This window comes from Streptomyces sp. NPDC031474 (genome assembly GCF_055581185.1).
Genome location: NZ_JBVIJX010000016.1, coordinates 225,837 through 248,076, shown reverse-complemented (window position 1 = coordinate 248,076; position 22,240 = coordinate 225,837). Strand labels below are relative to the sequence as shown.

Genomic DNA, 22,240 nt, shown 5'->3' with positions numbered 1-22,240 from the left:
CCCCTTCCGCTCCCTTCCGCTGTCACGAGAAAGGCCCTCCCATGACCGACCTCCTGCGCGCCCCCGCCGAGCTCAAGTACGCCGAGGAACTCGACTGGCTGGAGTCGATCGACGACAGTCCCAAGCCGTTCTCCTGGCGGCTGTCGCCGAAGATGGTCCGCCTGTTCATCCTCGGTTCCGAGCGCGCCGACGGCCTCGACCGGGAGATCGCCCAGAAGTGGTTCGGTGACCGCAGCTTCGTCGAGCGGTCCATCGTCACCCTCGCCTCCGACCGCGGGCTGCTGCTCATCGGCGACCCCGGCACCGGGAAGAGCTGGCTGGCAGAGCTGCTGTCGGCCGCGATCTCCCGCAACTCCACCCTGGTCGTGCAGGGCACCGCGGGCACCACCGAGGACCACATCAAGTACTCGTGGAACGTCTCGATGGTCATCGCCAAGGGCCAGTCGCGCGAGTCGATGATCCCCTCGCCGATCATGACCGCGATGGAGACCGGGGCGATCGGCCGCTTCGAGGAGCTCACCCGCTCCACCAGCGACGTCCAGGACGCGCTGATCTCGATCCTGTCCGAGAAGTACATCTCGGTCCCGGAACTGGGCAGCGACCAGGACAGTGACAACATCGTGTTCGCCAAGCCCGGATTCTCGGTCATCGCCACCGCCAACAGTCGCGACCGGGGCGTCAACGACCTCTCCTCGGCGCTCAAGCGCCGCTTCAACTTCGTCCGCATCCCGGTGGTGACGAACAAGAAGAGCGAGGCGGAGATCGTCCGCTTCCGCACCGAGGAACTGCTGCGCCGCCACCGGATCGAGCTCGACGTCCCGCCGACCCTGCTGGACGTGCTGCTGCAGAGCTTCGCCGACCTGCGGGCCTCCTCCGCGGCGGCCGGCAGCGACGACGAGAAACTGGAGTCCGCGCTGTCCACCGCCGAGCAGATCGGCGTCCTAGAGGACGCGATCCTGCACAGCAACTTCTTCGGCGAACGCGCCCTGACCGCCCACACCCTCGCCGCCTCCCTCGTCGGCTCCCTGGCCCGGCGCGCGCCCGAGGACCTCGCCATCCTCAACAAGTACCTGCACGGCGTCGTCGAACCGCGCAGCAAAGAACAAGGGGGCTCCTGGCCGGAGTTCCTCGAAGGCGGCCGCGACGCGATCGCGACCCTGTCGTGAGCGGCGTCGTGAGCGGCGCCGGGAGCGGCGGCACCTTCGAGGCGCTGCGCGGCCAACTGCACCAGGCGGCAACGGCGTTCGCCGACGGGCCAGGAGCCCTGGAGGGCATCCTGCGCGGCATCGTCGACGACGTCGAGCGCGCGGTGCGCGAACCGCTGGAGATCTTCCCGGTCTGCCACCACTCACCGGCCTCGGCGATCGCCATGGCCCGCCGACTGCGCGAGAAGCAGCCGAAGGTGGTCTACCTGGAGCTGTGCGAGGACATGGCGCCCCTCCTCACCGAGCTGCGCAACTGCCGCCTCCCGGTGGCGGTCCAGGCGTTCGCCAGCGAGGTCGAGGGCTTCCCCGCCGACTGGGCGCCGCTCTCGGTGGTCGCCCCGGTCACCGAGGCCTCCGCCGAGTACCAGGCCATCGCCTACGCCCTCGACACCCCGGGCGTCGAACTGGTCCTCGTCGACCGCTCCTCGGACCATGTCTTCCAGTGGGAGACCGAGCCGGACGCCGACCCCGCGGCGCCGGCCGACCCCGACGCGCCACAGGCCGAGGAACAGACCGCGCTGCACGGCGACGCCGTCGGCGTGGAGATCGGCGACCTGCGCCCGCGCTTCGCCGAACTGGAGGAGCACCTCCTGCGCCACGGCCGGGTGCGGCACTGGTCGGAGTGGTGGCACCAGTACGTCGAACTGCCCCTTGGCGACAGCGATCACGACACCTACCGCCAGGTGATGCTGCTCATCGGCAGCCTCTTCCGCCGTCTCGCCCCCGGCGACCCCGCCAAGGTGCGGGTCGACGAGGACCGCGAGCGGTACATGTGGACGCGGATGCGCGAGCACCTGACCGCGACCGGCGCCGACCCCGCGGACTGCCTCTACGTCTGCGGCGCCTTCCACGCGGCCAGCCGCGTCGCGGAGTTCGGCGTGCACGGCAGCGACTCCTTCACCATCAGTCCGCCGAGCCCCACCAAGTGGCGGCACGGCCTCATCCCCTCCAGCCACGCCGCGATCGAGGCGCAGTTCGGCCTCGCCGCGGGCTCGGTGTCCATCGCGGCGACCGAGTGGGCGAAGAACGTCAAGCGCACCGGCGTCCGCCCCTACCGCCTGGAGGGCCAGGCGGGCACGAAGAAGAGCACCAAGCCGAAGAAGGCCCTGCCCGCGGTTCCCGCTCCCACGGCCCCGCCCGCCGACCGGCTCACGGGCTTCCTGCAACGCCCGCCCGCCCTCGACGCCCTGGACGAGGCCGAACTGCTCGGCTGGTCGGTCGACATCGTGCGCGCCGCGCGCCGCAACGGATACCTCGCCTCCACCGCCGACGCCATCGCCGTCTTCGAGACGTCGATCCTGCTGGCCGGAATGCGCGACCGCGCCAAGCCGACGCCGTACGACTTCCAGGACGCGGCGGTCACCTGCATCGAGAAGGACGCCGTACCGGGCCGGCGGGACGTGGGCCGGCTGGTCGAGATCATGATGGGCGGCGACCGCGTCGGCCAGGTCGGCTACGACGCGCTGCCGCCGCTGGCCCGTGACGTGCACGACCGGCTCGCCCCGCTGAACCTGAGGCTCCAGCAGCGCGGAGTGCAGCGAGCCCTGCTGGACATCGCCTCACGGCCGGAGCTGGAGCCCTGCTCCGACCTGCTGTGGATGCTGCGCCGCCTGCTGCCCCACGGCGCCGCCCGCCCCATCATGGGCGAACGGCGACTCGGCGAGCGCCCCATCCAGGAGTCCTGGGACCTGGCCCTGGGCACCCATCAGCGGGCCCTCATCGAACTCGGCTACGAGGGCGTCAGCATCGAGCAGGTCCTCGAACAGCGGCTACGGCGTGCCGCGTACGCCCCGCAGGCCACGGCCGCCCAGGTCCTGGAGGCCGTCGAGGACGCCACGCTCCTCCTGCGCAGCCGCCGCCTCGGCGACGAACTCGGCACCCGGGCCCTGGAGGTCCTGGCGGGTGAACGCAGCGTCGACGGCGCGCCGGAGGTGCTGCGCCGCGTCCGCCGCCTGCTGGCCCACTACCGCACCGCCGAACCGGTGCTCCCGCCCTGGATCGAGTCGTTCGTCAAGACCGGCTACGCGCACTACTGCACCCTGCTGCCGACGGCGTTCACCGACGAGGACGCGACGGTCCGTCAGGTCGCGGCGATGCTGGGCTTCCTGTTCGGCATGGAGAGCCTCGCCCTGTCCCTCGGCTGCGACCGCGCCCAGCTCGAACTCGCCCTCGCCCAGTCCCACCCGACCGAGCCCTCCCGCATGGCACTGCTGTGGGCGGCGCAGACCCACCTGGGCACCCTGGCGAGGACGGCGCTGCGGGAGCGCTGCGCCGAACTGCTCGGCAACCCGCTGGTCGTCCCCGCCTACCCCCGCTACCTCAGCGGGTTCGTGCACGCCCTGGAACCGGTGCCGGGCCTGGCCGACTTCGTCGTCGAGGCCGTGTCCCACGCGTTCGCCCGTCTCCCGGACCCGGTTCTGCTGCCCTGGCTGCCGACGCTGATCAGTACCCTGCGCGCGAGCGGCACCGAGCTGGCGCCGCTGCTGATCCGCGAGGCAGGCCGCGTCTTTCCCGCCCGGCTCACGGAGCTCGACACCTGGGTTCCGCCGTGGCGACTCCGGCAGGAACCGCCGCCCGCGCAGCCGAAGTCGGCGGCGGGCGCCGCAGGCGGTCTGCCGCTCCTCGCCGCCCACCCCGCGACCTGCGACGCGCTGGCGGATCTGCTGGGCTACGACGGGACGTGGGAGACCGCCGACGCCACGTCCGGCTCGCCGTCCGGCACCCCGTCCGGAGCGGCCCTCCTCGGCCGCCATCCGGGGACCGCGCAGGCGCTGGCGGCGCTGTTGGCCCTCAGCTGACCGGCAGCGCCGCCGCCAGGGCGCGGAGCGCGCCTTCTCCCAACGACGGGTTGGCGGCGGCGTGGTGGGCGAGCTCCTCGTCGTCGAGAAGCTCCGTCAGCCGGGCGGGCGGAAGGTTCGGGTGGCGGGCGAAGGCCGCCCGCACGGCGGCCTCGGGATCCCGGCTGAGCCGCTCCGCCGTGGCCGGCGGGGTCCCGGGGTCGCGGGCGGCCAGGGCCCGCACGGCCGGATCCTCGTCGTCGGCGTGGACGGCCAGCCCGTCGGTCGGGAAGTGCGGCCGGGTGCCGAGATGCGCGCGCTCGGGGCCGGTGTACTCCAGGAAGCTGCGCAGCAGGAGGGCCGCCGGGGCGTCCGGATGGTTCTGGGCCAGCAGGACACGGACGCCGAGGTCGTCGTCGGCGGCCAGCCGGGCCACGAGGTCCGGTGGCAGAGCGTGCTCCTTCGCGGCCTCCCGGCGCAGCATCGGGTGCCCGGAGAGCGCGTCCCGGCGGACGGCCTCGGGGTCCCTGGTCACCAGACGCTCGGGGTAGAAGCAGAACGGCTCGTCCAGGGGGACCTCGTAGGCGATCGCCGCCCGTTCCACCTCGGTCCATCCGGGGTGGACCGACACGGACAGACGCACCTTCGGGTCCGGGTCCGCCGCGAGGACACGCCGGTCGTCCTGATCGAGGTCCGGGTGGCGGGCGACCGTCCGACGTACGTCAGGTTCGGGATCCGCGACCAGCGCGCGGCGCTCGACGGCGCCGAGGTCCGCACGGCGCGCGATGTGCCAGCGGACCTCCGGGTCCGGATCGGCGGCCAGGAGGACCACGACGTCAGGAGGGAGGCTGGGGTTGCCCGCGATCATCCGCCGGTCCTCCAGACCGGCCGGGGCGGTGAGGACGCCGTCCACGACGGCCCGGCTGAGAGCGTCGTGCAGCAGCATGCCGGTGCGGGCGTGACAGGGCCGGTCGGGCAGCTCGCTCTCCACCCACGCGGGATCCTCGTGACGCAGCCAGTCCTCGGCCCGCTTGCGGACCTCGTCATCGGGGTCCGCGAGCAGTGCGGCCCGCGTCCGCGGGTCGTGCCACCCCCACATGCCGATGCCCCAGGCGCGGACCTTCGCGTCCGGATGCGTCGCCATGGAGCGGCGCAGTCCGAGGGAGAACTGCCGGTAGAAGCTCCCGCCCAGGTGCTCGGGGTCGTAGGTGTTCATCATGTGGACGACGGCGTCGTCCGGCAGCGGCCGGGGCTCGGCCGGGGGAGTGACCCGGGGCGCCTCGGCGAGGTGGGCGCGCACGAACCAGTGCGGATCGTCCAGCAGCCGCACCCGTTGCGCCGGGTCGACGTGGGGGTTGCGGGCGAAGAAGCTGCGGGTGCGGTGGTCGGGATGCTCGATCACGGCGTCGACGACCGCCTCGGGCAGGATCCGGTCCCGGCACAGCACCATCCGCACGGCGAGCGGCGCGTTCGCCAGCAGGTGCAGCAGGACGTCCTGCGGAGCGGCGGGGTTCAGCGCGACGCCGGCCAGGCGCCGGGCCGCGAGATCGGCGTCCTGCCAGATCTGCTCGGGTGTGGGCATGCGTCGTGTCCCCCCAGGAAACGATCGGGCCCCCTGCCTCGGACAGGGGGCCCATGACCTTAACCGCCCGGCTCGATCAAGAGCCAGGCGACTGCGCTACCGGCGCCGCAGGCCGACCGTGAGGACGCCGGTGACCTTCGCCGGGCGGCCGCTGTCGTAGACCACCTTGCCGTCGGACTTCTTCCAGATCTTCATGAGGAGGAAGTCCGGGTTGTCGGTCGCGGTGACGCGGAAGGCGTAACCGCTCTTGCCGTCCATCGTGCCGGAGCCCTGCAGGACGGCCTGGGAGCCGGAGACGACCAGCCAGTCGAAGCCGGTGGAGCGGAACTTCAGACGGGGCTGCTTGAGATCGAAGGTGAGCTGCCCGGCCGGGGCGGAGAAGCCCGCCAGATAGCCGGCGGAGAGGGAGAAGACCGCCTTGCCGGCGGTTCCCGCACCCGCCACCGGGCCGGCCGCCCGGTCGTACACGATCAGCTCGGGGAGCGTGCTGTCGACCGAGCCGCCGTCGTCGTCGGTGACGGTGATCACCGGACGCCGGATGCCCGCCGAGGCGTAGGTGTGCTCCGCCCGGCAGCCGGACGAGGTGACCGTGCCGGGGGCCGGCTTGCTGCCGTCCTTCCAGTCGACCACGCAGGTGTGGGTGTCACCGGCGCCCGGGTCGGTGAACCGGGCGGTGACGGCCGTGGGCCGGCCGACCGACACCGGGCCCGACGGGCCGGTGACCGATGTGATCGACGGAGCCGCGTTGGTCACGGTGACGGTCGCCGTGTCGGTGCTGCGCCCGCCCGTCAGGGTGAGGGTGTAGGCGCCGTTGTCGGTGCAGGTGACCGACGTCCGGGCGGCGGCCGGGTCCGCGACCGTGCACGGTGCGCCCGCCTCGACCGTCCACCGTGCGCCGCCCGCGCCGGAGACCGTGCCGTTCAGGGCGATCGCGGCGCCCTCGACGCCCGTGGCGTCCGGACCGGCGTGGACGATGGTGACCGGGTCGATGCTCGTGAGCGTGGGCACAACCTTCTTGATCAGACCGTCGGCGTCGAACTCCAGCTTGTCGATGGTGGTTTCGCGGTGCATGCCGTCACCGCCGGGGATCGCGAACCGGTGGTAGGCGATGTACCAGTCGTCGGTGCCCGGCACCTGGACGACCGAGTGGTGGCCGGTGCCCAGGATGCCCAGTGAGGTGTCCTTCTCCAGGATCACGCCCCGCTTGGTCCAGGGGCCGGTGGGGGAGGGGCCGGTGGCGTAGGCGACGCGGTAGTTCTCGTCCCGGGTGTCGTTCTCCGACCACATGAAGTAGTAGGTGCCCTTGCGCTTCACCACGAACGTGCCCTCGTTGTAGCCGCTCGGGGTGATGTCGGTGATCTTCGAGGCGTCGAAGGAGACCATGTCGCCGTTCAGCGGTACGACATAGGCGTGGCCGTTGCCCCAGTACAGGTACGACTGGCCGTCGTCGTCGGTGAACACCGCCGGGTCGATCATCTGGCCGCTCAACTGGCCCGCCTTGAGCAGGGGCTGTCCGAGGGCGTCCTTGAACGGACCGGTCGGCGAGTCGGAGACCGCGACCCCGATGTTCGCGTCGGCGCAGAAGTAGAAGTAGTACTTGCCGTCCTTCTCGGCGATCGTCGGCGCCCAGGCCCTGCTGTCCGCCCAGCTCACGTCGGGACCCAGGTCGAGGATGACGCCGTGGTCCGTCCAGTGCACCAGGTCGGTCGAGGAGTACGCCTTGAACTGCGTGCCGCTCCAGCCCTCGAAGCCGTCGGTCGTCGGGTACATGTAGAAGGTGTCGCCGAAGCGGACGATGTTGGGGTCGGCGTTGAGCCCCGGCAGGACCGGGCTCTTCATGATGAGCGCCGAGACCGTCCAGGTGCGCTTCTTGCCGTCGGAGCCGGTCACCTCGTACGTCACCGGCTTGCTGAAGTCCTGGACGCTGCCCGAGGCGGGGGAGATCGCCGCGCCGTGGGCGAGGGTGAACTCCGGTGCCAGCCGGGTGAGATCGGTGCCCTCCTTCGCGGGGAGCGTGATGCGGCTGCCCGCGTTGTCGATGAGCGCGTCCACCTTCAGCTCGGAGGCCGACACCCGGGCGACGCCCGCCGTGTTGCCGCTGAGCTCCATCACCTCGGCGGCCGTCAGGGCGCGGCCGTAGATGCGGAAGTCGTCGACCTCGCCGCCGAAGTACGGGTCGCCCGAGTACAGGGAACGCCCGATGTAACCGCTGTAGTCCTTGTTCGCGTCGTAGAGCTCGGACGGCTTGATGGTGGTCGTCGTGCGGGCCGCCTCGACGCCGTCGACGTAGAGGATCATCGTGCCGGTCGCGCCGTCGAGGGTGACGGTGACGTGCCGCCACTCGCCGGGCGTGAGCTGCCGGCCGGCCGTCAGTTTCGACTCCGCCGACCAACTGGCCTTGCTGATCGCCGAGTAGAGGCTGGAGCTGCCGTTGGAGGGGGTGGCGAAGAGGTACTTGTTGCTGTCGGGGCCGAGCCCGAACAGCCACTGGAAGTTGTCGCCGCCCTTCCACTTCGCGTACGTCGACACGGTCACGCTGTCGGCGTTCTTCAGCACGCCGTTCGGGATCTTCACGTAGGGGGACGTCGCGGAGTTGCCGGACATCTTGAACGAGCCGCCGTCCACGCCGGCGCCGAAGTCGGGCGTGCGGACGTAGGTGCCGTGGTAGCCGTGGCCGCTGGAGTCGACGGCGATGTTGCCGGACGTCTCGTCGAAGCCGTAGTCCAGCAGCAGGTCGGCGGGGACGTCGGCGCCCTCCTCGGACACGGTGACCTCGGCCCGGACCGGTATCGCGGCGCCGTCGGGCAGGCTGCCGGTCACCGTGAAGGTCCCGGCCTGCGCGTACGCCGACGCCGGGACGTCGTCCCAGGTCACTGCCACCGGACGCTTGACGCCGTCGGCGTAGGTGGCGATCACGGTCGCCGGGAGCACCGGGGCCTCGCCGATCCGGGTCTTCACCGACACGCCCTCGACGCTCCCGACGAGCTGGTCCGGCTGGTAGGCGCGCAGCAGCCGGTCGTACTCGGCCTGCGTGACCGGCAGGACCGTGCCGTGGCGGGGCTTCGACGGCAGGTCGTAGCCGGTGGACGGGGTCCAGGCGCCGGAGGCGAGGTCCGTCGTCTCGAACGGGATGTAGCCGCGACCGCCGAACTCGTCGAGGAACGCGTACCACTTCTCCTCGGTGTTGGACTTGAAGACCAGCGGGCCCTCGGCCGCGTTCATCGCGCCCTTGCCGATGCCCTCGGCGACCGGGCTCCAGGAGAGGTTCAGCAGCGAGTCGCTCTTCTCCTCGAAGATGAACTTGCTGTTGGGCGTGGAGGAGGTGTTGTTGCGCTCGTCCTTCGAGAGGCGGAAGTACGTGCCGTCGTGCTGGATGACGGTGGAGTCGATGACCGAGTAGCCGCGGTCGATCCAGACCTTGGGCTCGCTGAACGTGTAGAAGTCACGGGTGGTGGCGTACATCATCCGGTTGTAGGTGTCGCCGGAGTGCGCCGCGTTGTCGTACAGCTTCGACGCCCAGAAGACCACGTACTCACCGAGCCGGGTGTCGTAGTAGGCCTCCGGCGCCCAGGTGTTGCCGGCGCTGTCGGGGGAGATCTTCACCAGGCGCTGGTTCGTCCAGTGGACGAGGTCGGTGGACTCCCAGATCATGATGGACTTGCTGCCGGTGCGCTGGGCGGCGTCCCAGTCGCCGTTGCCGTAGATCCTGAGGTCGGTGGCGATCTGGTAGAACTTGTCGCCCTCGGGGGAGCGGATGATGAAGGGGTCGCGCAGGCCCTTCTCGCCGAGCGTGGAGGTCAGGACGGGCTTGCCGTCGTTCAGCTCCCGCCACTTCAGCGGGTCGTTGCCCTTGCTCAGCGCGGCGTAGAGCTGCTCGCCGTCCGCGGTGCCCTCGCCGGTGAAGTAGCTGAACATGTAGCCCTTCAGGGCTTCCTTCGCGGGCAGTTCGGGGACCTTCGCGGTGAAGGTGCGGGTCGCCGTCGCCGTGCCCTTGGCGACGGTCGCGGTCAGGTCGACCGTGGCAGGGCCGGCGCCGTGCACGGGGCGGTGGACCACGCCGTCGGCGGAGATCACGTCCGGGGTGGCGGAGGACCAGGTGACGGAGGTGCCGTAGGAACCGGTCGCCGGGAGGGCGAGGTTGCCGCGGACGTCGTCGAGGTTGTGGACGCTGAGGGCTTCGGCGGCCTGCTCGGCGGCGGTCCCGTCGTCGAAGGCGGGCAGGACCGTGACGTCGAACGACTTGGTGTCGGTGACCGTGCCCTTCTTCAGGGTCGCCGTGAGCGTGGCGTGGCCGTCCGGCCGGCCCGCGGCGGGACGGGTCACCTTGCCGGCGTCCGACACGACGTCGGGGTTGTCGCTGGCCCAGCTGATCGCGGAGCCGCCGGCCGTGCCGGTCTTCGGCAGGCTCAGATCGGCGGTGACGGCGTCGGTGCCGCCGAGGTCCAGTGCGGCCTTGTCGTCGGCGACGCCCTGCGTGGCCACGGGCAGGGCGAGCTGCTCCACGTCGGAGGCGGCCAGCGCGCGGTCGTACACACGGAAGTCGCGGATGTCGCCCTTGAAGAGCCTGTCGCCGGAGTAGACGGACTTGCCGATGTAGTTGGCGGTGGTGAGGCCGGCGCCGATCGTGCCGGGGGTGATGGTGACCGAGGTGTTGCGGGCGACCTCGACGCCGTCCTCGTACAGCACACCGGTGGTGCCGGACTGCGTGTAGGTGAGGTGCTTCCACACCGAGCGGGCCAGGTTGTGGGAGTCGGCCGGCTTGGTGGTCTGTTCCGTCGACCAGTTGCCGGTGGCGATCGAGGTGCGCAGGGAGTTGCCCGTGGTGAACAGGTAACCGTTGCCGTTGCTTCCGCTGGAGTTGCCGAAACCGTAGAGGAAATACGGCGTCGACTGGCTTGCGTCGATCCGCACGTCCATGGCGACGGTGATCGCGTTCATGCCCTTCATGACGTCGTTCGGCATCTTGATGTAGGTGTCGGAGCCGTTGAAGGCGAGGCCCTGGCCGGTGGACGACCACCCGGCGGCGCCGTTGACCGTGCCGTCGCGGCTGTGGCCGGAGGCGTCGGTCACCGTGGTGCCGGAGGCGGCGTCGAGCTTGTACCAGAGAGCCAGGCCGTCGGAGAGGTTGGCGGCATCCGCAACATCCGCCGCGTGTACGGGAGTTGCCGTGCCGGCGAGGCCCATGAGCAGTGAGACGGCGGTCAGCGCGGCGAGTTGTCCCGCCCCGCGTCTCGCGCGTCCGCGGAGTCGTTCTCTGTGCGCCATGTGAGCCTGCCGTTTCAGCCGTGTGACGTGATGTTGCGAGAGTGTCAAACGGCGTACGGTGTGGCGTCAAGAGATCTCGAACGATGTCCGATGCGTCGAACGAATCGGGTGGAGTGAAGGAGGAACGTCGTCGGACACGGTCCGAACGAGCGAGACATGCGGTGAGTGGGCCGACTCACATGGCCAACACGGTCACTCACCGCCACGATGGGTCCCGTCACCGGCAGGCTGAAGGGGTCCCAGGATGTTCCGCAAGGTGCTGGTCGCCAACCGTGGTGAGATCGCGATCCGTGCGTTTCGCGCCGGCTATGAGCTGGGCGCGCGCACGGTCGCCGTCTTCCCGCACGAGGACCGCAACTCACTGCACCGGCTGAAAGCCGACGAGGCCTACGAGATCGGCGAGCCCGGACACCCGGTACGCGCCTATCTCTCCGTCGAGGAGATCGTGGCCGCCGCCCGCCGGGCGGGCGCCGACGCCGTCTACCCCGGCTACGGGTTCCTCTCCGAGAACCCCGAACTGGCCCGCGCCTGCGAGGAGGCGGGCATCGCGTTCGTCGGCCCCGACGCGCAGACCCTCGAACTGACCGGGAACAAGGCCCGGGCCGTCGCCGCGGCCCGGGAGGCCGGAGTGCCCGTCCTCGGCTCCTCGGCGCCCTCCAGCGACATCGACGAACTGGTACGCGCCGCGGACGACATCGGCTTCCCCGTGTTCGTCAAGGCGGTCGCCGGCGGCGGCGGGCGCGGCATGCGGCGCGTCGAGCACCCGGCACAGCTGCGCGAGTCCATCGAGGCGGCGGCCCGCGAGGCGGCGTCCGCGTTCGGCGACGCCACCGTCTTCCTGGAGAAGGCGGTCGTCGACCCCCGCCACATCGAGGTGCAGATCCTCGCCGACGGCGAGGGCAACGTCATCCACCTCTTCGAGCGCGACTGCTCGGTCCAGCGCCGCCACCAGAAGGTCATCGAGCTGGCCCCCGCCCCGAACCTGGACCCGGAACTGCGGGACCGCATCTGCGCCGACGCCGTGCGCTTCGCCCGCCGGATCGGCTACCGCAACGCGGGCACCGTGGAGTTCCTCCTCGACCCCGACGGCAACCACGTCTTCATCGAGATGAACCCGCGCATCCAGGTCGAGCACACGGTGACCGAGGAGGTCACCGACGTCGATCTCGTCCAGGCCCAGCTGCGCATCGCCTCCGGCGAGAGTCTCGCCGACCTCGGCCTGTCCCAGGAGACGGTCACCCTGCGCGGCGCGGCCCTGCAGTGCCGTATCACCACCGAGGACCCCGCGAACGGCTTCCGCCCCGACACCGGCCGCATCAGCGCCTACCGCTCCCCGGGCGGCTCCGGCATCCGCCTCGACGGCGGCACCACCCACGCCGGCACGGAGATCAGCGCCCACTTCGACTCCATGCTCGTCAAACTCACCTGCCGGGGCCGGGACTTCAAGACCGCCATCGGACGGGCCCGGCGTGCAGTGGCCGAGTTCCGCATCCGTGGCGTGGCCACCAACATCCCGTTCCTGCAAGCGGTCCTCGACGACGCCGACTTCCAGTCCGGGCGCGTCACCACCTCGTTCATCGAACAGCGGCCGCATCTGCTCACCGCGCGCTCCTCGGCCGACCGCGGCACGAAGCTGCTCACCTACCTCGCCGACGTCACGGTGAACAAGCCGCACGGCGAACGCCCCGAACTGATCACCCCGGCCACCAAGCTCCCGCCGCTGCCCGACACCGAGCCGCCGGCGGGCTCCCGCCAGCGACTGGTCCACCTCGGCCCCGAGGGCTTCGCCCGGTGGCTGCGCGAGTCGCCCACCATCGGCGTCACCGACACCACCTTCCGCGACGCCCACCAGTCCCTGCTCGCCACCCGGGTGCGCACCAAGGACCTCCTCGCCTCCGCCCCGCTGGTCGCCCGCACCCTGCCGAACCTGCTCTCCCTGGAGTGCTGGGGCGGCGCGACCTACGACGTCGCCCTGCGCTTCCTCGCCGAGGACCCCTGGGAGCGGCTGGCCGCCCTGCGCGAGGCCGTCCCCAACATCTGCCTGCAGATGCTGCTGCGCGGCCGCAACACCGTCGGCTACACGCCGTACCCGACCGAAGTGACCGACGCCTTCGTGCAGGAGGCCGCCGCCACCGGCATCGACATCTTCCGCATCTTCGACGCCCTCAACGACGTCGGCCAGATGCGGCCCGCCATCGACGCCGTACGCGAGACCGGCACGGCCGTCGCCGAGGTCGCCCTCTGCTACACCTCCGACCTGTCCGACCCGAACGAGCGCCTCTACACCCTCGACTACTACCTGCGGCTCGCCGAGCAGATCGTCGAGGCCGGCGCCCATGTCCTGGCCGTCAAGGACATGGCGGGCCTGCTGCGCGCCCCGGCCGCCGCGAAGCTCGTGGCCGCCCTGCGCCGCGAGTTCGACCTGCCGGTGCACCTGCACACCCACGACACCGCCGGCGGCCAGCTCGCCACCTACCTGGCCGCCGTCCACGCGGGCGCGGACGCCGTCGACGGCGCCGTCGCCTCCATGGCGGGAACCACCTCGCAGCCCTCGCTGTCCGCGCTCGTCGCCGCCACCGACCACTCCGAGCGGCCCACCGGCCTCGACCTCCAGGCCGTCGGCGACCTGGAGCCCTACTGGGAGGGCGTCCGCAGGATCTACGCCCCCTTCGAGGCCGGCCTCGCCTCCCCCACCGGGCGCGTCTACCACCACGAGATCCCCGGCGGACAGCTCTCCAACCTGCGCACCCAGGCCGTCGCGCTCGGCCTCGGCGACCGCTTCGAGGACATCGAGGCGATGTACGCCGCCGCCGACCGCATCCTCGGCCATCTGGTGAAGGTCACCCCCTCCTCCAAGGTGGTCGGCGACCTCGCCCTGCACCTGGTCGGCGCCGGCGTCTCCCCGCAGGACTTCGAGGCGACGCCCGACCGGTACGACATCCCCGACTCGGTCATCGGCTTCCTGCGCGGCGAGCTCGGCACCCCGCCCGGCGGCTGGCCCGAGCCGTTCCGCAGCAAGGCGTTGCAGGGCCGCGCCGACGCCAAGCCCGTGCAGGAGCTGACCGCCGAGGACCGCGAAGGCCTGGAGAAGACCCCCCGATCCACCCTCAACCGGCTGCTCTTCCCCGGCCCGACACGCGAGTTCGAGACCCACCGCCAAACCTACGGCGACACCAGCGTGCTCGACAGCAAGGACTTCTTCTACGGCCTGCGCCCGGGCAAGGAGTACTCCGTCGACCTCGAACCGGGCGTCCGCCTCCTGATCGAGTTGCAGGCCGTCGGCGAGGCCGACGAGCGCGGCATGCGCACCGTCATGTCGACCCTGAACGGCCAGCTGCGGCCTATCCAGGTGCGCGACCAGGCGGCGGCCTCCGACGTCCCGGTCACCGAGAAGGCCGACCGCGCCAACCCCGGGCATGTCGCCGCGCCGTTCGCCGGCGTGGTCACGCTGGCCGTCACGGAGGGCGACGAGGTGGAGGTCGGCGCGACGATCGCCACCATCGAGGCAATGAAGATGGAGGCCACGATCACCGCCCCGAAGGCCGGACGGGTGAGCAGGCTGGCCATCAACCGCATTCAGCAGGTGGAGGGCGGTGACCTGTTGGTGGTCGTGGACTGAGCGCTCACTCGCCGGCGGACACGTACCGTCCCCCGGCCGCGTACTCCCGCTCCTGCTCGGAGAGGTCGACCGCCACCCCGTGGGGCTCCAGGGCCTGCCGCACCCGTTCCATCATGGCGTCCGTCAGATAGTGGTGGTGCAGGTCCAGCTCCCGCAGATGCAGCAGGGGCCGGCCGGACAGCAGGGCCTCGGCTCCCGCGTCGCCGAGCGTGCCGAGGCCCAGGTGCAGGGCCGTGAGACGGGCGACGACGGGCGCGGAGGCCACGGCGGCGGCGATCTCGTCCTGGATGTCCGCGTTCTGCAGGCCCAGCCGGCGCAGCGCGGGCAGCCGGGAGCCGTCCAGGATCGGCGCGAGGTCGGCCACCGTGGTGCTGCGGCCGTACGACTCGTCGCCCAGCCACAGGTCCAGGTGCTCGAGGGCGGGCAGGTCGGAGGCGGCGAGGCCGTGCACCACCTGGGCGGGCAGCCCGCCGTTCTCGAAACGCAGGACGCGCAGCGACTCGTGGCGCAACGGCGTGAACTCCAGCCCCGGCTCGCCGCTGAAGCCGCCCCCCGAACCGCGCACGGCGAGCTCCTCAAGGCCGGGGTAGGCGGCGAGGAACGGGCTGACGTCGGCCTGGACGATCCACGAGAGCTCGGCCTCCTCGAATTCGAGGTCGGCGAGGTAGAGGGCCCGAAGACCTGTCAGCCGGTCCGCCGCCGCGGCGAGCCGTGCGGCGGTCTCACCAGGGTCGGCGGCGTCGTGCTCGGTACCGTAGGCGCCCGCGCCGAGGACCAGCGCCCGCACGCCGGCCGGGTCCACGGTGTCGAGGAAACGATCCCAGCATTCGGCGTAGTCCTCCTCGAACACCCCCTCGCCGCGCCGGGAGAGCCGCCAGGCGACGGCTCCCGGCTCCGGCAGGGTCGCGGGGCCCTCGCCGGGGAGCGGGAAGTCGAACACCGGCAGGCCGTGCAGTTCGGAGAGATGGCCCAGGGCCATGGCAGGAGCCTTCCGTGCGGGACGGCGGCCGGCGACAGGAGGTTTCCGGCCCGTGCGCCGCCTGTTCTATCAAGGCCCTCTGACAGGATCGGTCCGCCGACCGCCCGCCGGCGGCCAGGTCTGCCCTCGCGGACAGCAGCTCTGCCCCCGCGTCCGGTGACCTCCGCCGCCCGGCGGGCTAACCTCCGGCCGTGAACACCAGCACCTTCCCGGACCGGCTTGTGACGGACCGTCCGGAGCTCACCGCGTGAGCGACGAGCAAGCCCTCGAGACCCGCCCGGCCGGCGAACCCGCGACCCCGCCCCCACCGCAGCCGCCCGCGCCCCGGCCCCGCCGGCGCGGTCCCGGCCCCTTCACCCTGCTGGTGCTGCCGGGCCTGGTCACCCTGTCGGTGGTGGCCGGATTCCTTGTCCTGACCGGCGGTCTCCCCGCGGACTGGACGCCCGGCGACAGCTCGGAGCAGCCCGCAGCCGACGGCATCGACGAGACGTACGGGCCCTGGCTGCGCAAGGCGGCCGAAGCCTGCACGGTCGTCACCCCCTCCCTCCTCGCCGCCCAGATCGACCAGCTGTCCGGCTGGAACAACGACAGCGCCACGACATCCGACGCACAGGGCATCGCCGCGTTCACGGCCGCCGGTTGGCGGACCTGGGGCAAGGACGACGACGGCAACGGCAGCTCCTCGCCACACGATCCGGCCGACGCCATCATGGCCCTGGGCCGGCAGGACTGCTCCCTCGCCGGGAAGATCACGGACCTCAGGACCGACGGGACCGTCGTCGGCGAACTCGTGGACCTCACCCTCGCCGCCTACGCCGTCGGCACGGACGCGGTGGCCGCGGCCGGGCGGGTGCCCGCCGCGGCACAGACCTACCTCACCGAGGTGAAAGCCCTGTTCACCCGGTACGAGGCGTTCGACCGGGAGGACTTCAGCGGCGGCGGACAGGCGAACGCGATCCTGGCCCCACCCGTGACCACCCTCACCATCACCTCCCCGTACGGATCGCGCCGGCACCCGCTCACCGGCGTCACCAAACTCCACACCGGCGTCGACTTCGGCGCCCCGCAGGGAGCCCAGGTCTCCGCGGCCCGCGACGGCCGGGTCGTGTTCGCGGCCATGACCAAGGCATACGGCAACCGCGTCGTCGTCGACCACGGCGCCATCGACGGCAAACGCCTGGAGACGACGTACAGCCATCTGTCGGCCATCGAGGTCACCGCCGGACAGACCGTGCGGACCGGAACCCCGATCGGAAGGGTCGGCTCCACCGGCCTGTCCACCGGCCCCCACCTGCACTTCGAGGTCATCTACGACGGCTCCTACACCGACCCGCAGCCCTGGCTGGCCCTGAACGGCTGAAAGGGCCCTGGGGCTCGACGCGGTGCAGTCATGAGCCCTGTATGCGCCCCCGCGCGCCTGGGCAGAATCCGTTCTGCCATTGATCATGCGGGGGAGTGACCGGGTCCTCCTCCCGAACCTCCAGGGAAGGCAGGTCGGTTGTCGTGCAGTTGCGTCTTCCCTCCTCGATATCCGAAGCACAGCGGTGTCTGGCCGAGGGAGCGGTACCGGTGGGCGGCGCCACACTGGTGTGGGCCGGCTGGCAGCGCGACGGCTTCCCCGAACAGGCCGTGTCGCTGCGCAATCTGCCGGAGGCCAACACGGTCGGCCCCGAGGAACTCGGCGGGGCCGTCCTACTGCACCAGGTCGACGCGACCGTGCCCGACGTACTGCACCGGGCGGCCTCCGGCGTGGGCACGGGCGCGGTGCGCCGGGCGGCCACGGTCGGCGGCAACATCGTCGGCAGCACCCTGCGCTGTCTGCTCCCGGCCGCCCTCGTCCTCGACGCCAAGGCCGTCGTCCTGGAACCCGAGGGCGTGAACGAGACCGACCTGACCGAGCTGTTGGCGAAGCGTCATGTGCTGCTCGCCCTGCGCTGGCGCACGCCCCTGGCCAGCGGCTATCGCAAGCTGGAGGGCGCGGCGGGCGGCCCGCCGCCCCTCGTCGTCGCCGCCGCGGTGCACGCCGACGGCAACGGCCCCGGCCGCCTGCGCGTGGCGGTGCGCGACGGCTACGAGGTGCTCAGCGAGAGCGTGCCGTACGACACCGACGCCGCCCAGGTCCTCGAGACCCTGGCGGGCACGGACCTGGGCGCCCTGCCCGCCACGGCCCGCGATGCTGTCCGAGACGAGGTCGCCGACGTGCTGGCCCGCGCCGCCGGCATCTGAGGCCCACCCACAGCACCCTCCGGCTCACGTCTGCCGCACGGGCGCCCGCAGCCGGCATGACCCGGCGCGGTTCGGCGTTCTCCTCGGCGCGGATCCGCTCCGGGGAGAGGGCCGGCAGCTCCGGCAGGAAGTCGGCCGGCACCGCCATGCCACGCCACGCCTGCCAGGCGAAACCGGTCGGGGTGGGCCGGCGCCGGGCCGCCCCGTAGCGGGCCGAACCGGCCCCGAACCGAGGCCCCGGCGAGGGGTGTTGTCAGTGCCTGTTGGTAGAACTGCGGACACATCACGGACCGCACACTTTTTCTCCTCAGGAGCGCCGTATGACCATCGGCCACCACCTCGACGCGCTGTACGGGCTGCCCGCCTACACGTTCCCCGGCGTCGAGCACAAGCCCCGCCCGGTCGAGCCGGACTCGGTCGCCTGGCGGATCAGCAGCGACGTCTACGACTCCGGCGAGAGCTGGACCGACGCGTTCGCCCGGTTCTGCGCCGCCGTCGACACCACCCGTGTGAAGGCCCTGATCGTCGGCGCCTGGGAGGAGGCGTACGAGGAAGAACCCTCCGCCGTCATCGAGGCGCTGACGGCCGCCCGGGACCGCTTCCCCGCGCTGCGGGCCGTGTTCCTCGGCGACATGGTGGGGGAGGAGTGCGAGATCTCCTGGATCAACCAGACCGACGTCACCCCCCTCCTGGCCGCTTTCCCCGAGCTGGAGGAGTTCGGCGTGCGCGGCGGATCCGGGCTGCGCTTCCCCGCCGTCACCCACGGCGCGCTGCGCAAGCTCGTTCTGGAGACCGGCGGACTGCCCGCGGAGGTCGTGCGCGGGGTCGGCGGCAGCGACCTGCCGGCGTTGGAGCACCTCGACCTGTGGCTCGGCACCCCCAACTACGGCGGCGACAGCGAGGTCGCCGACCTCGAGCCGATCCTGTCCGGCGCCCGCCTGCCGAAGGTGCGTCACCTCGCCCTGCGCAACAGCGAGACGCAGGACGCCGTCGCCGCCGCCGTCGCCTCCGCGCCCATGGTCGACCGACTGGAGGTGCTGGACCTGTCCATGGGCATCCTCACCGACGCGGGGGCCGCAGCCCTGCTCGGCGGCCGGCCGCTCACCCACCTCACCAAGCTCGACCTGCACCACCACTACCTGACCAAGCCGTTCGAGGACCGGATCCGGCAGACCCTGGAGCCCGCCGGCGTCGAGGTGGACCTCGACGCCGGCGACGCCGACGAGTACACGGCGGACGACGGCACGGTGTGGCGCTACGTCGCCGTGGGCGAGTGAAGACGCTTCCCGGGTCGCGCTTCGCGGTCGTCGGCAACCCCGAGAACCGGCGCGTCACCCTCTTCGGCGACGCGGTGCGCGCGGCCGGCCTGCCCGGCCCGCGCGTCGTCGCCTGGACGGACGTCGTGCGCGACGGGGGAGCCGACTTCGCCGCCGACGAGATCGTCCGCATCGACTCCCCGGGGGAGAACGCCGAGATCGACCGCCTGCTCCGCGGCACCGACGACCCCACCCGGGTCGAGGGATCCGCCCGCTGGTACGCCCGCTTCAGCGCCCTGCTGGGCGGCCTCCGAGGCGGCATCCGCCTCGACGACCCGGACGACCTCGCCGTGCTGTTCGACAAGCGGCGCTGCCACGCGGTCCTGGACGCGGCGGGCGTCCCCGTCCCCCAATCGCCCACCTCGGGCCCGTCGGCCGCTCCGGTGCGCGGCTGGGACGACGTACGGGCGCTGATGCGCGAGCACCGGATGCACCGGCTGTTCGTCAAACCCGCGCACGGATCGTCCGCGTCGGGCGTCCTCGCCGTCGAGTCGGGCGGCGGCGGCCGCATCCGGGCCACCACCTCGGTCGAACTCGCCCCGGACGGCCGCCTGTACAACTCCCTCAGAGTCAGCCGCTACGACCGCGAACACGACATCGCGGCCATCGTCGACGCGCTCGCCCCGGACGGCCTGCACCTCGAACGCTGGCTGCCGAAGGCCTCCCAGGACGGCCGGGCCGCCGACCTCAGGGTCGTCGTGGTGGCCGGCCGCGCCACCCACGCGGTGGTCCGCACCAGCCGCTCGCCCCTGACCAACCTCCACCTCGGCGGCCGACGCGGCGACCTGGACGCCGCCCGGGCGGCCGTCGAGGCGGCGGGCGCCCGCTGGGCCGACCTGCTGGGCGTGTGCGAGCAGGCCGCGGCCTGCTTTCCGCGCACCCTGTGCGTCGGCGTCGATCTGCTGCCGGCCGTCGGCTGGCGCAGAGCGGCGGTCGGCGAGGTCAACGCCTTCGGCGACCTGCTGCCCCGCCTCACCGGCCTGCCCGGCAGCGGCGCCGAGGGCCTCGACACCTACGCCGCCCAGGTGGCCGCGGTCCTGCGTGACCGCGCCCAGCACAGCAGCCCGACCCAGAACAGGAACACTGAATGCCTGAGCCGGACATGAACGAGATCGTGGGCAGCCACGACCTCCTCCTCGTCACGCTCGACACCCTGCGCCACGACGTGGCCGCCGAGCTGGCGGCGGCCGGCCGCATCCCGAACCTGGCCCGCCACCTCCCTGGCGGCCGATGGGAGAAGCGGCACGCCCCGGGCAGCTTCACCTACGCCTCCCACCAGGCGATCTTCGCCGGCTTCCTGCCCACCCCGGCCGCTCCCGGACCGCATCCGCGGCTGTTCGCGGCGAGCTTCGCCGGCAGCGAGACCACCGCCGACGGCACCTACGTCTACGACACCCCCGACCTCGTCACCGGCCTGGCCGAGGACGGCTACCACACCGTGTGCATCGGGGGAGTGGGCTTCTTCAACAAGCAGGGACCGCTGGGCTCGGTGCTGCCCGGCCTCTTCCACGAGTCCCACTGGGCGACGGAGTTCGGCGTCACCTCGCCCCACTCCTTCGAGAACCAGATCGCCCGCGCCGAGCAGGTCGTACGCCGACTCCCGGACGAACAGCGGCTGTTCCTCTTCGTCAACGTGTCCGCCCTGCACCAGCCGAGCTGGTTCCATCTGCCCGGCGCGACCCGTGAGGCCGGCGACAGCCGCGAGACGCACGCCGCCGCGCTGGAGTACGTGGACCGGCACATCGGCCGGCTGTTCGCCGCCGCGAGCAGCCGCCGCCGCTGCTTCGCCATCGTCTGCTCCGACCACGGCACCGCCTACGGCGACGACGGCTACACCGGCCACCGCCTCGGCCACGAGTGCGTGTGGACCGTGCCGTACGCCCACTTCTTCCTCGACCCCGCACCCCGTCCGACGGAGGCCGCCCGATGACCACCACCGCCGAACCGGCCGTCCGCACCAGCCCGTACCAGCACTACGTCTACGCCTACCCCCACAAGACCGCCTACCGCGAACTGCCGGACCGTCCGCTGCTGCGGGACCTCTGGGCGGCCGAGCCCAAGGACGCCCTCTCCCTCTACCTGCACATACCGTTCTGCGAGGTCCGCTGCGGCTTCTGCAACCTCTTCACTCGCATCGGCGCCCCCGACGGCCTCACCGGCGCCTACCTGGACGCCCTGGAGCGGCAGGCGAGCGCCGTGCGGGAGGCGTTGGGGGAGACGGACGACGTCCGGTTCGCCACGGCGGCCTTCGGCGGCGGCACCCCCACCTTCCTCACCGCCGCCGAGCTGGACCGCCTCTGCGACATCGCCGAGCACCGCATGGGCGCCGACCTCCGCGCGGTCCCGCTGTCCGTCGAGGCCTCGCCGGCGACGGCCACCGCCGACCGCCTCGCCGTCCTGGCCGACCGGGGCGCCACCCGGCTGAGCCTCGGTGTGCAGAGCTTCGTCGACTCCGAGGCCCGCGCCGCCGTACGCCCGCAGCGCCGCGCCGACGTCGAAGCGGCCCTCGCCCGTGTCCGCGACGCCCGCATCCCGGTCCTCAACATAGACCTGATCTACGGCATCGACGGCCAGACCGAACAGACCTGGCTGCACTCCCTGGACGCGGCCCTGGCCTGGCGGCCCGAGGAGCTCTACCTCTACCCGCTCTACGTCCGCCCCCTCACCGGCCTGGACAGACGCGGCACCGGCCCCGATCCCGCCTGGGACGAGCAGCGGCTGCGCCTGTACCGCGCAGGCCGCGACCACCTCCTCGCGCACGGCTACACCCAGCACTCCATGCGCATGTTCCGCCGCACCGACGCCCCGCCCCAGGGCGCCGACGACTACGCCTGCCAGACCGACGGCATGATCGGCCTCGGCTGCGGCGCCCGCTCCTACACGGCCGCACTGCACTACTCCTTCGACTACGCCGTCGGCATGCACCGGATCCGGGGCATCATCGACGACTACGTGGCCACGGCCGACTTCACCCGCGCCGAGGCCGGCCACCCCATGAACCGCCACGAGGCGCGCCGCCGCCACTTCCTTCAGTCGCTCCTACAGGCCGACGGCCTCACCGTCGACGACTACCGCGGCCGCTTCGGCAGCGCCCCCGCCGACGACTTCGGCACCGAACTCGCCCGCTTCGCCGACCGAGGCTGGCTGACCGACAGCGACCCGGGCACCCTGCGGCTCACCCCGGAGGGCCTCGCCCACTCCGACGCCATCGGCCCCGAACTGTTCTCCCCGGCCGTCCGCGCCGCCATGGCCGCCTACGAGCGGAAGTGAG

The 22,240-nt window shown here is 72.1% G+C and carries 12 protein-coding genes and 1 pseudogene; 9 read left to right on the top strand and 4 right to left on the bottom strand.

Annotation, left to right across the window (positions count from 1 at the left end; all coding sequences use genetic code 11):
* The first annotated feature begins 41 nt into the window (after positions 1-41).
* Together ACZ5SK_RS32630 and ACZ5SK_RS32625 are read left to right on the top strand one after the other, a co-directional pair.
* On the top strand, positions 42-1,166 hold the full coding sequence (locus ACZ5SK_RS32630) for an ATP-binding protein (RefSeq protein WP_334574441.1): 1,125 nt from the start codon (positions 42-44) through the stop codon (positions 1,164-1,166).
* 8 nt (positions 1,167-1,174) lie between these two features.
* Entirely contained in the window at positions 1,175-4,003 is a 2,829-nt protein-coding gene (locus ACZ5SK_RS32625) for a DUF5682 family protein (RefSeq protein ID WP_468576775.1), read from the top strand.
* Here ACZ5SK_RS32625 and ACZ5SK_RS32620 read toward each other — a convergent pair.
* On the bottom strand, positions 3,996-5,564 hold the full coding sequence (locus tag ACZ5SK_RS32620; RefSeq protein ID WP_468417164.1) for a hypothetical protein: 1,569 nt from the start codon (positions 5,562-5,564) through the stop codon (positions 3,996-3,998). The two genes, ACZ5SK_RS32625 and ACZ5SK_RS32620, sit on opposite strands and share 8 nt — an antisense overlap.
* A 96-nt stretch (positions 5,565-5,660) precedes the next feature.
* Positions 5,661-10,829 carry a family 43 glycosylhydrolase gene (locus ACZ5SK_RS32615; RefSeq protein ID WP_468157335.1) on the bottom strand — a complete coding sequence of 1,723 codons (5,169 nt, stop codon included), beginning with the start codon at positions 10,827-10,829 and terminating at the stop codon, positions 5,661-5,663.
* A 244-nt stretch (positions 10,830-11,073) separates the two neighbouring features.
* On the opposite strand from ACZ5SK_RS32615, the gene ACZ5SK_RS32610 reads away from it, so the two are divergent.
* The gene (locus ACZ5SK_RS32610) at positions 11,074-14,448 is read left to right on the top strand and encodes a pyruvate carboxylase (protein ID WP_334574434.1); all 3,375 of its coding nucleotides are present in this window, start codon (positions 11,074-11,076) and stop codon (positions 14,446-14,448) included.
* A 4-nt stretch (positions 14,449-14,452) separates the two neighbouring features.
* Here ACZ5SK_RS32610 and ACZ5SK_RS32605 read toward each other — a convergent pair whose 3' ends face one another.
* A complete protein-coding gene (locus tag ACZ5SK_RS32605) occupies positions 14,453-15,427 on the bottom strand; it encodes an STM4015 family protein (protein WP_334574432.1) in 975 nt (324 codons plus the stop codon).
* 247 nt (positions 15,428-15,674) lie between these two features.
* Here ACZ5SK_RS32605 and ACZ5SK_RS32600 point away from each other — a divergent pair, with 247 nt between their 5' ends.
* On the top strand, positions 15,675-16,787 hold the full coding sequence (locus ACZ5SK_RS32600; RefSeq protein ID WP_334574430.1) for a M23 family metallopeptidase: 1,113 nt from the start codon (positions 15,675-15,677) through the stop codon (positions 16,785-16,787).
* 143 nt (positions 16,788-16,930) lie between these two features.
* A complete protein-coding gene (locus ACZ5SK_RS32595; RefSeq protein ID WP_334574428.1) occupies positions 16,931-17,653 on the top strand; it encodes an FAD binding domain-containing protein in 723 nt (240 codons plus the stop codon).
* A gap of 55 nt (positions 17,654-17,708) precedes the next feature.
* On the opposite strand, the pseudogene ACZ5SK_RS32590 reads toward ACZ5SK_RS32595, so the two are convergent.
* A pseudogene (locus ACZ5SK_RS32590) lies at positions 17,709-17,831 on the bottom strand (DUF6745 domain-containing protein); the annotation flags it as partial.
* Between the two features lie 142 nt (positions 17,832-17,973).
* Here ACZ5SK_RS32590 and ACZ5SK_RS32585 point away from each other — a divergent pair.
* Genes ACZ5SK_RS32585 through ACZ5SK_RS32570 form a run of 4 tightly spaced genes read left to right on the top strand, consistent with a single transcriptional unit; the run spans position 17,974 to position 22,239 of the window.
* On the top strand, positions 17,974-18,930 hold the full coding sequence (locus ACZ5SK_RS32585) for an STM4015 family protein (RefSeq protein WP_334574426.1): 957 nt from the start codon (positions 17,974-17,976) through the stop codon (positions 18,928-18,930).
* A complete protein-coding gene (locus ACZ5SK_RS32580; protein ID WP_334574424.1) occupies positions 18,927-20,075 on the top strand; it encodes an STM4014 family protein in 1,149 nt (382 codons plus the stop codon). The genes ACZ5SK_RS32585 and ACZ5SK_RS32580 overlap by 4 nt, the downstream gene beginning before the upstream one ends.
* The gene (locus ACZ5SK_RS32575) at positions 20,072-20,899 is read left to right on the top strand and encodes an STM4013/SEN3800 family hydrolase (RefSeq protein WP_468576780.1); all 828 of its coding nucleotides are present in this window, start codon (positions 20,072-20,074) and stop codon (positions 20,897-20,899) included. The genes ACZ5SK_RS32580 and ACZ5SK_RS32575 overlap by 4 nt, the downstream gene beginning before the upstream one ends.
* Positions 20,896-22,239: an STM4012 family radical SAM protein gene (locus ACZ5SK_RS32570; protein WP_334574423.1), complete on the top strand. Its 1,344-nt coding sequence runs from the start codon at positions 20,896-20,898 to the stop codon at positions 22,237-22,239. Before ACZ5SK_RS32575 ends, ACZ5SK_RS32570 begins: the two co-directional genes overlap by 4 nt.
* Position 22,240: the final 1 nt, after the last annotated feature.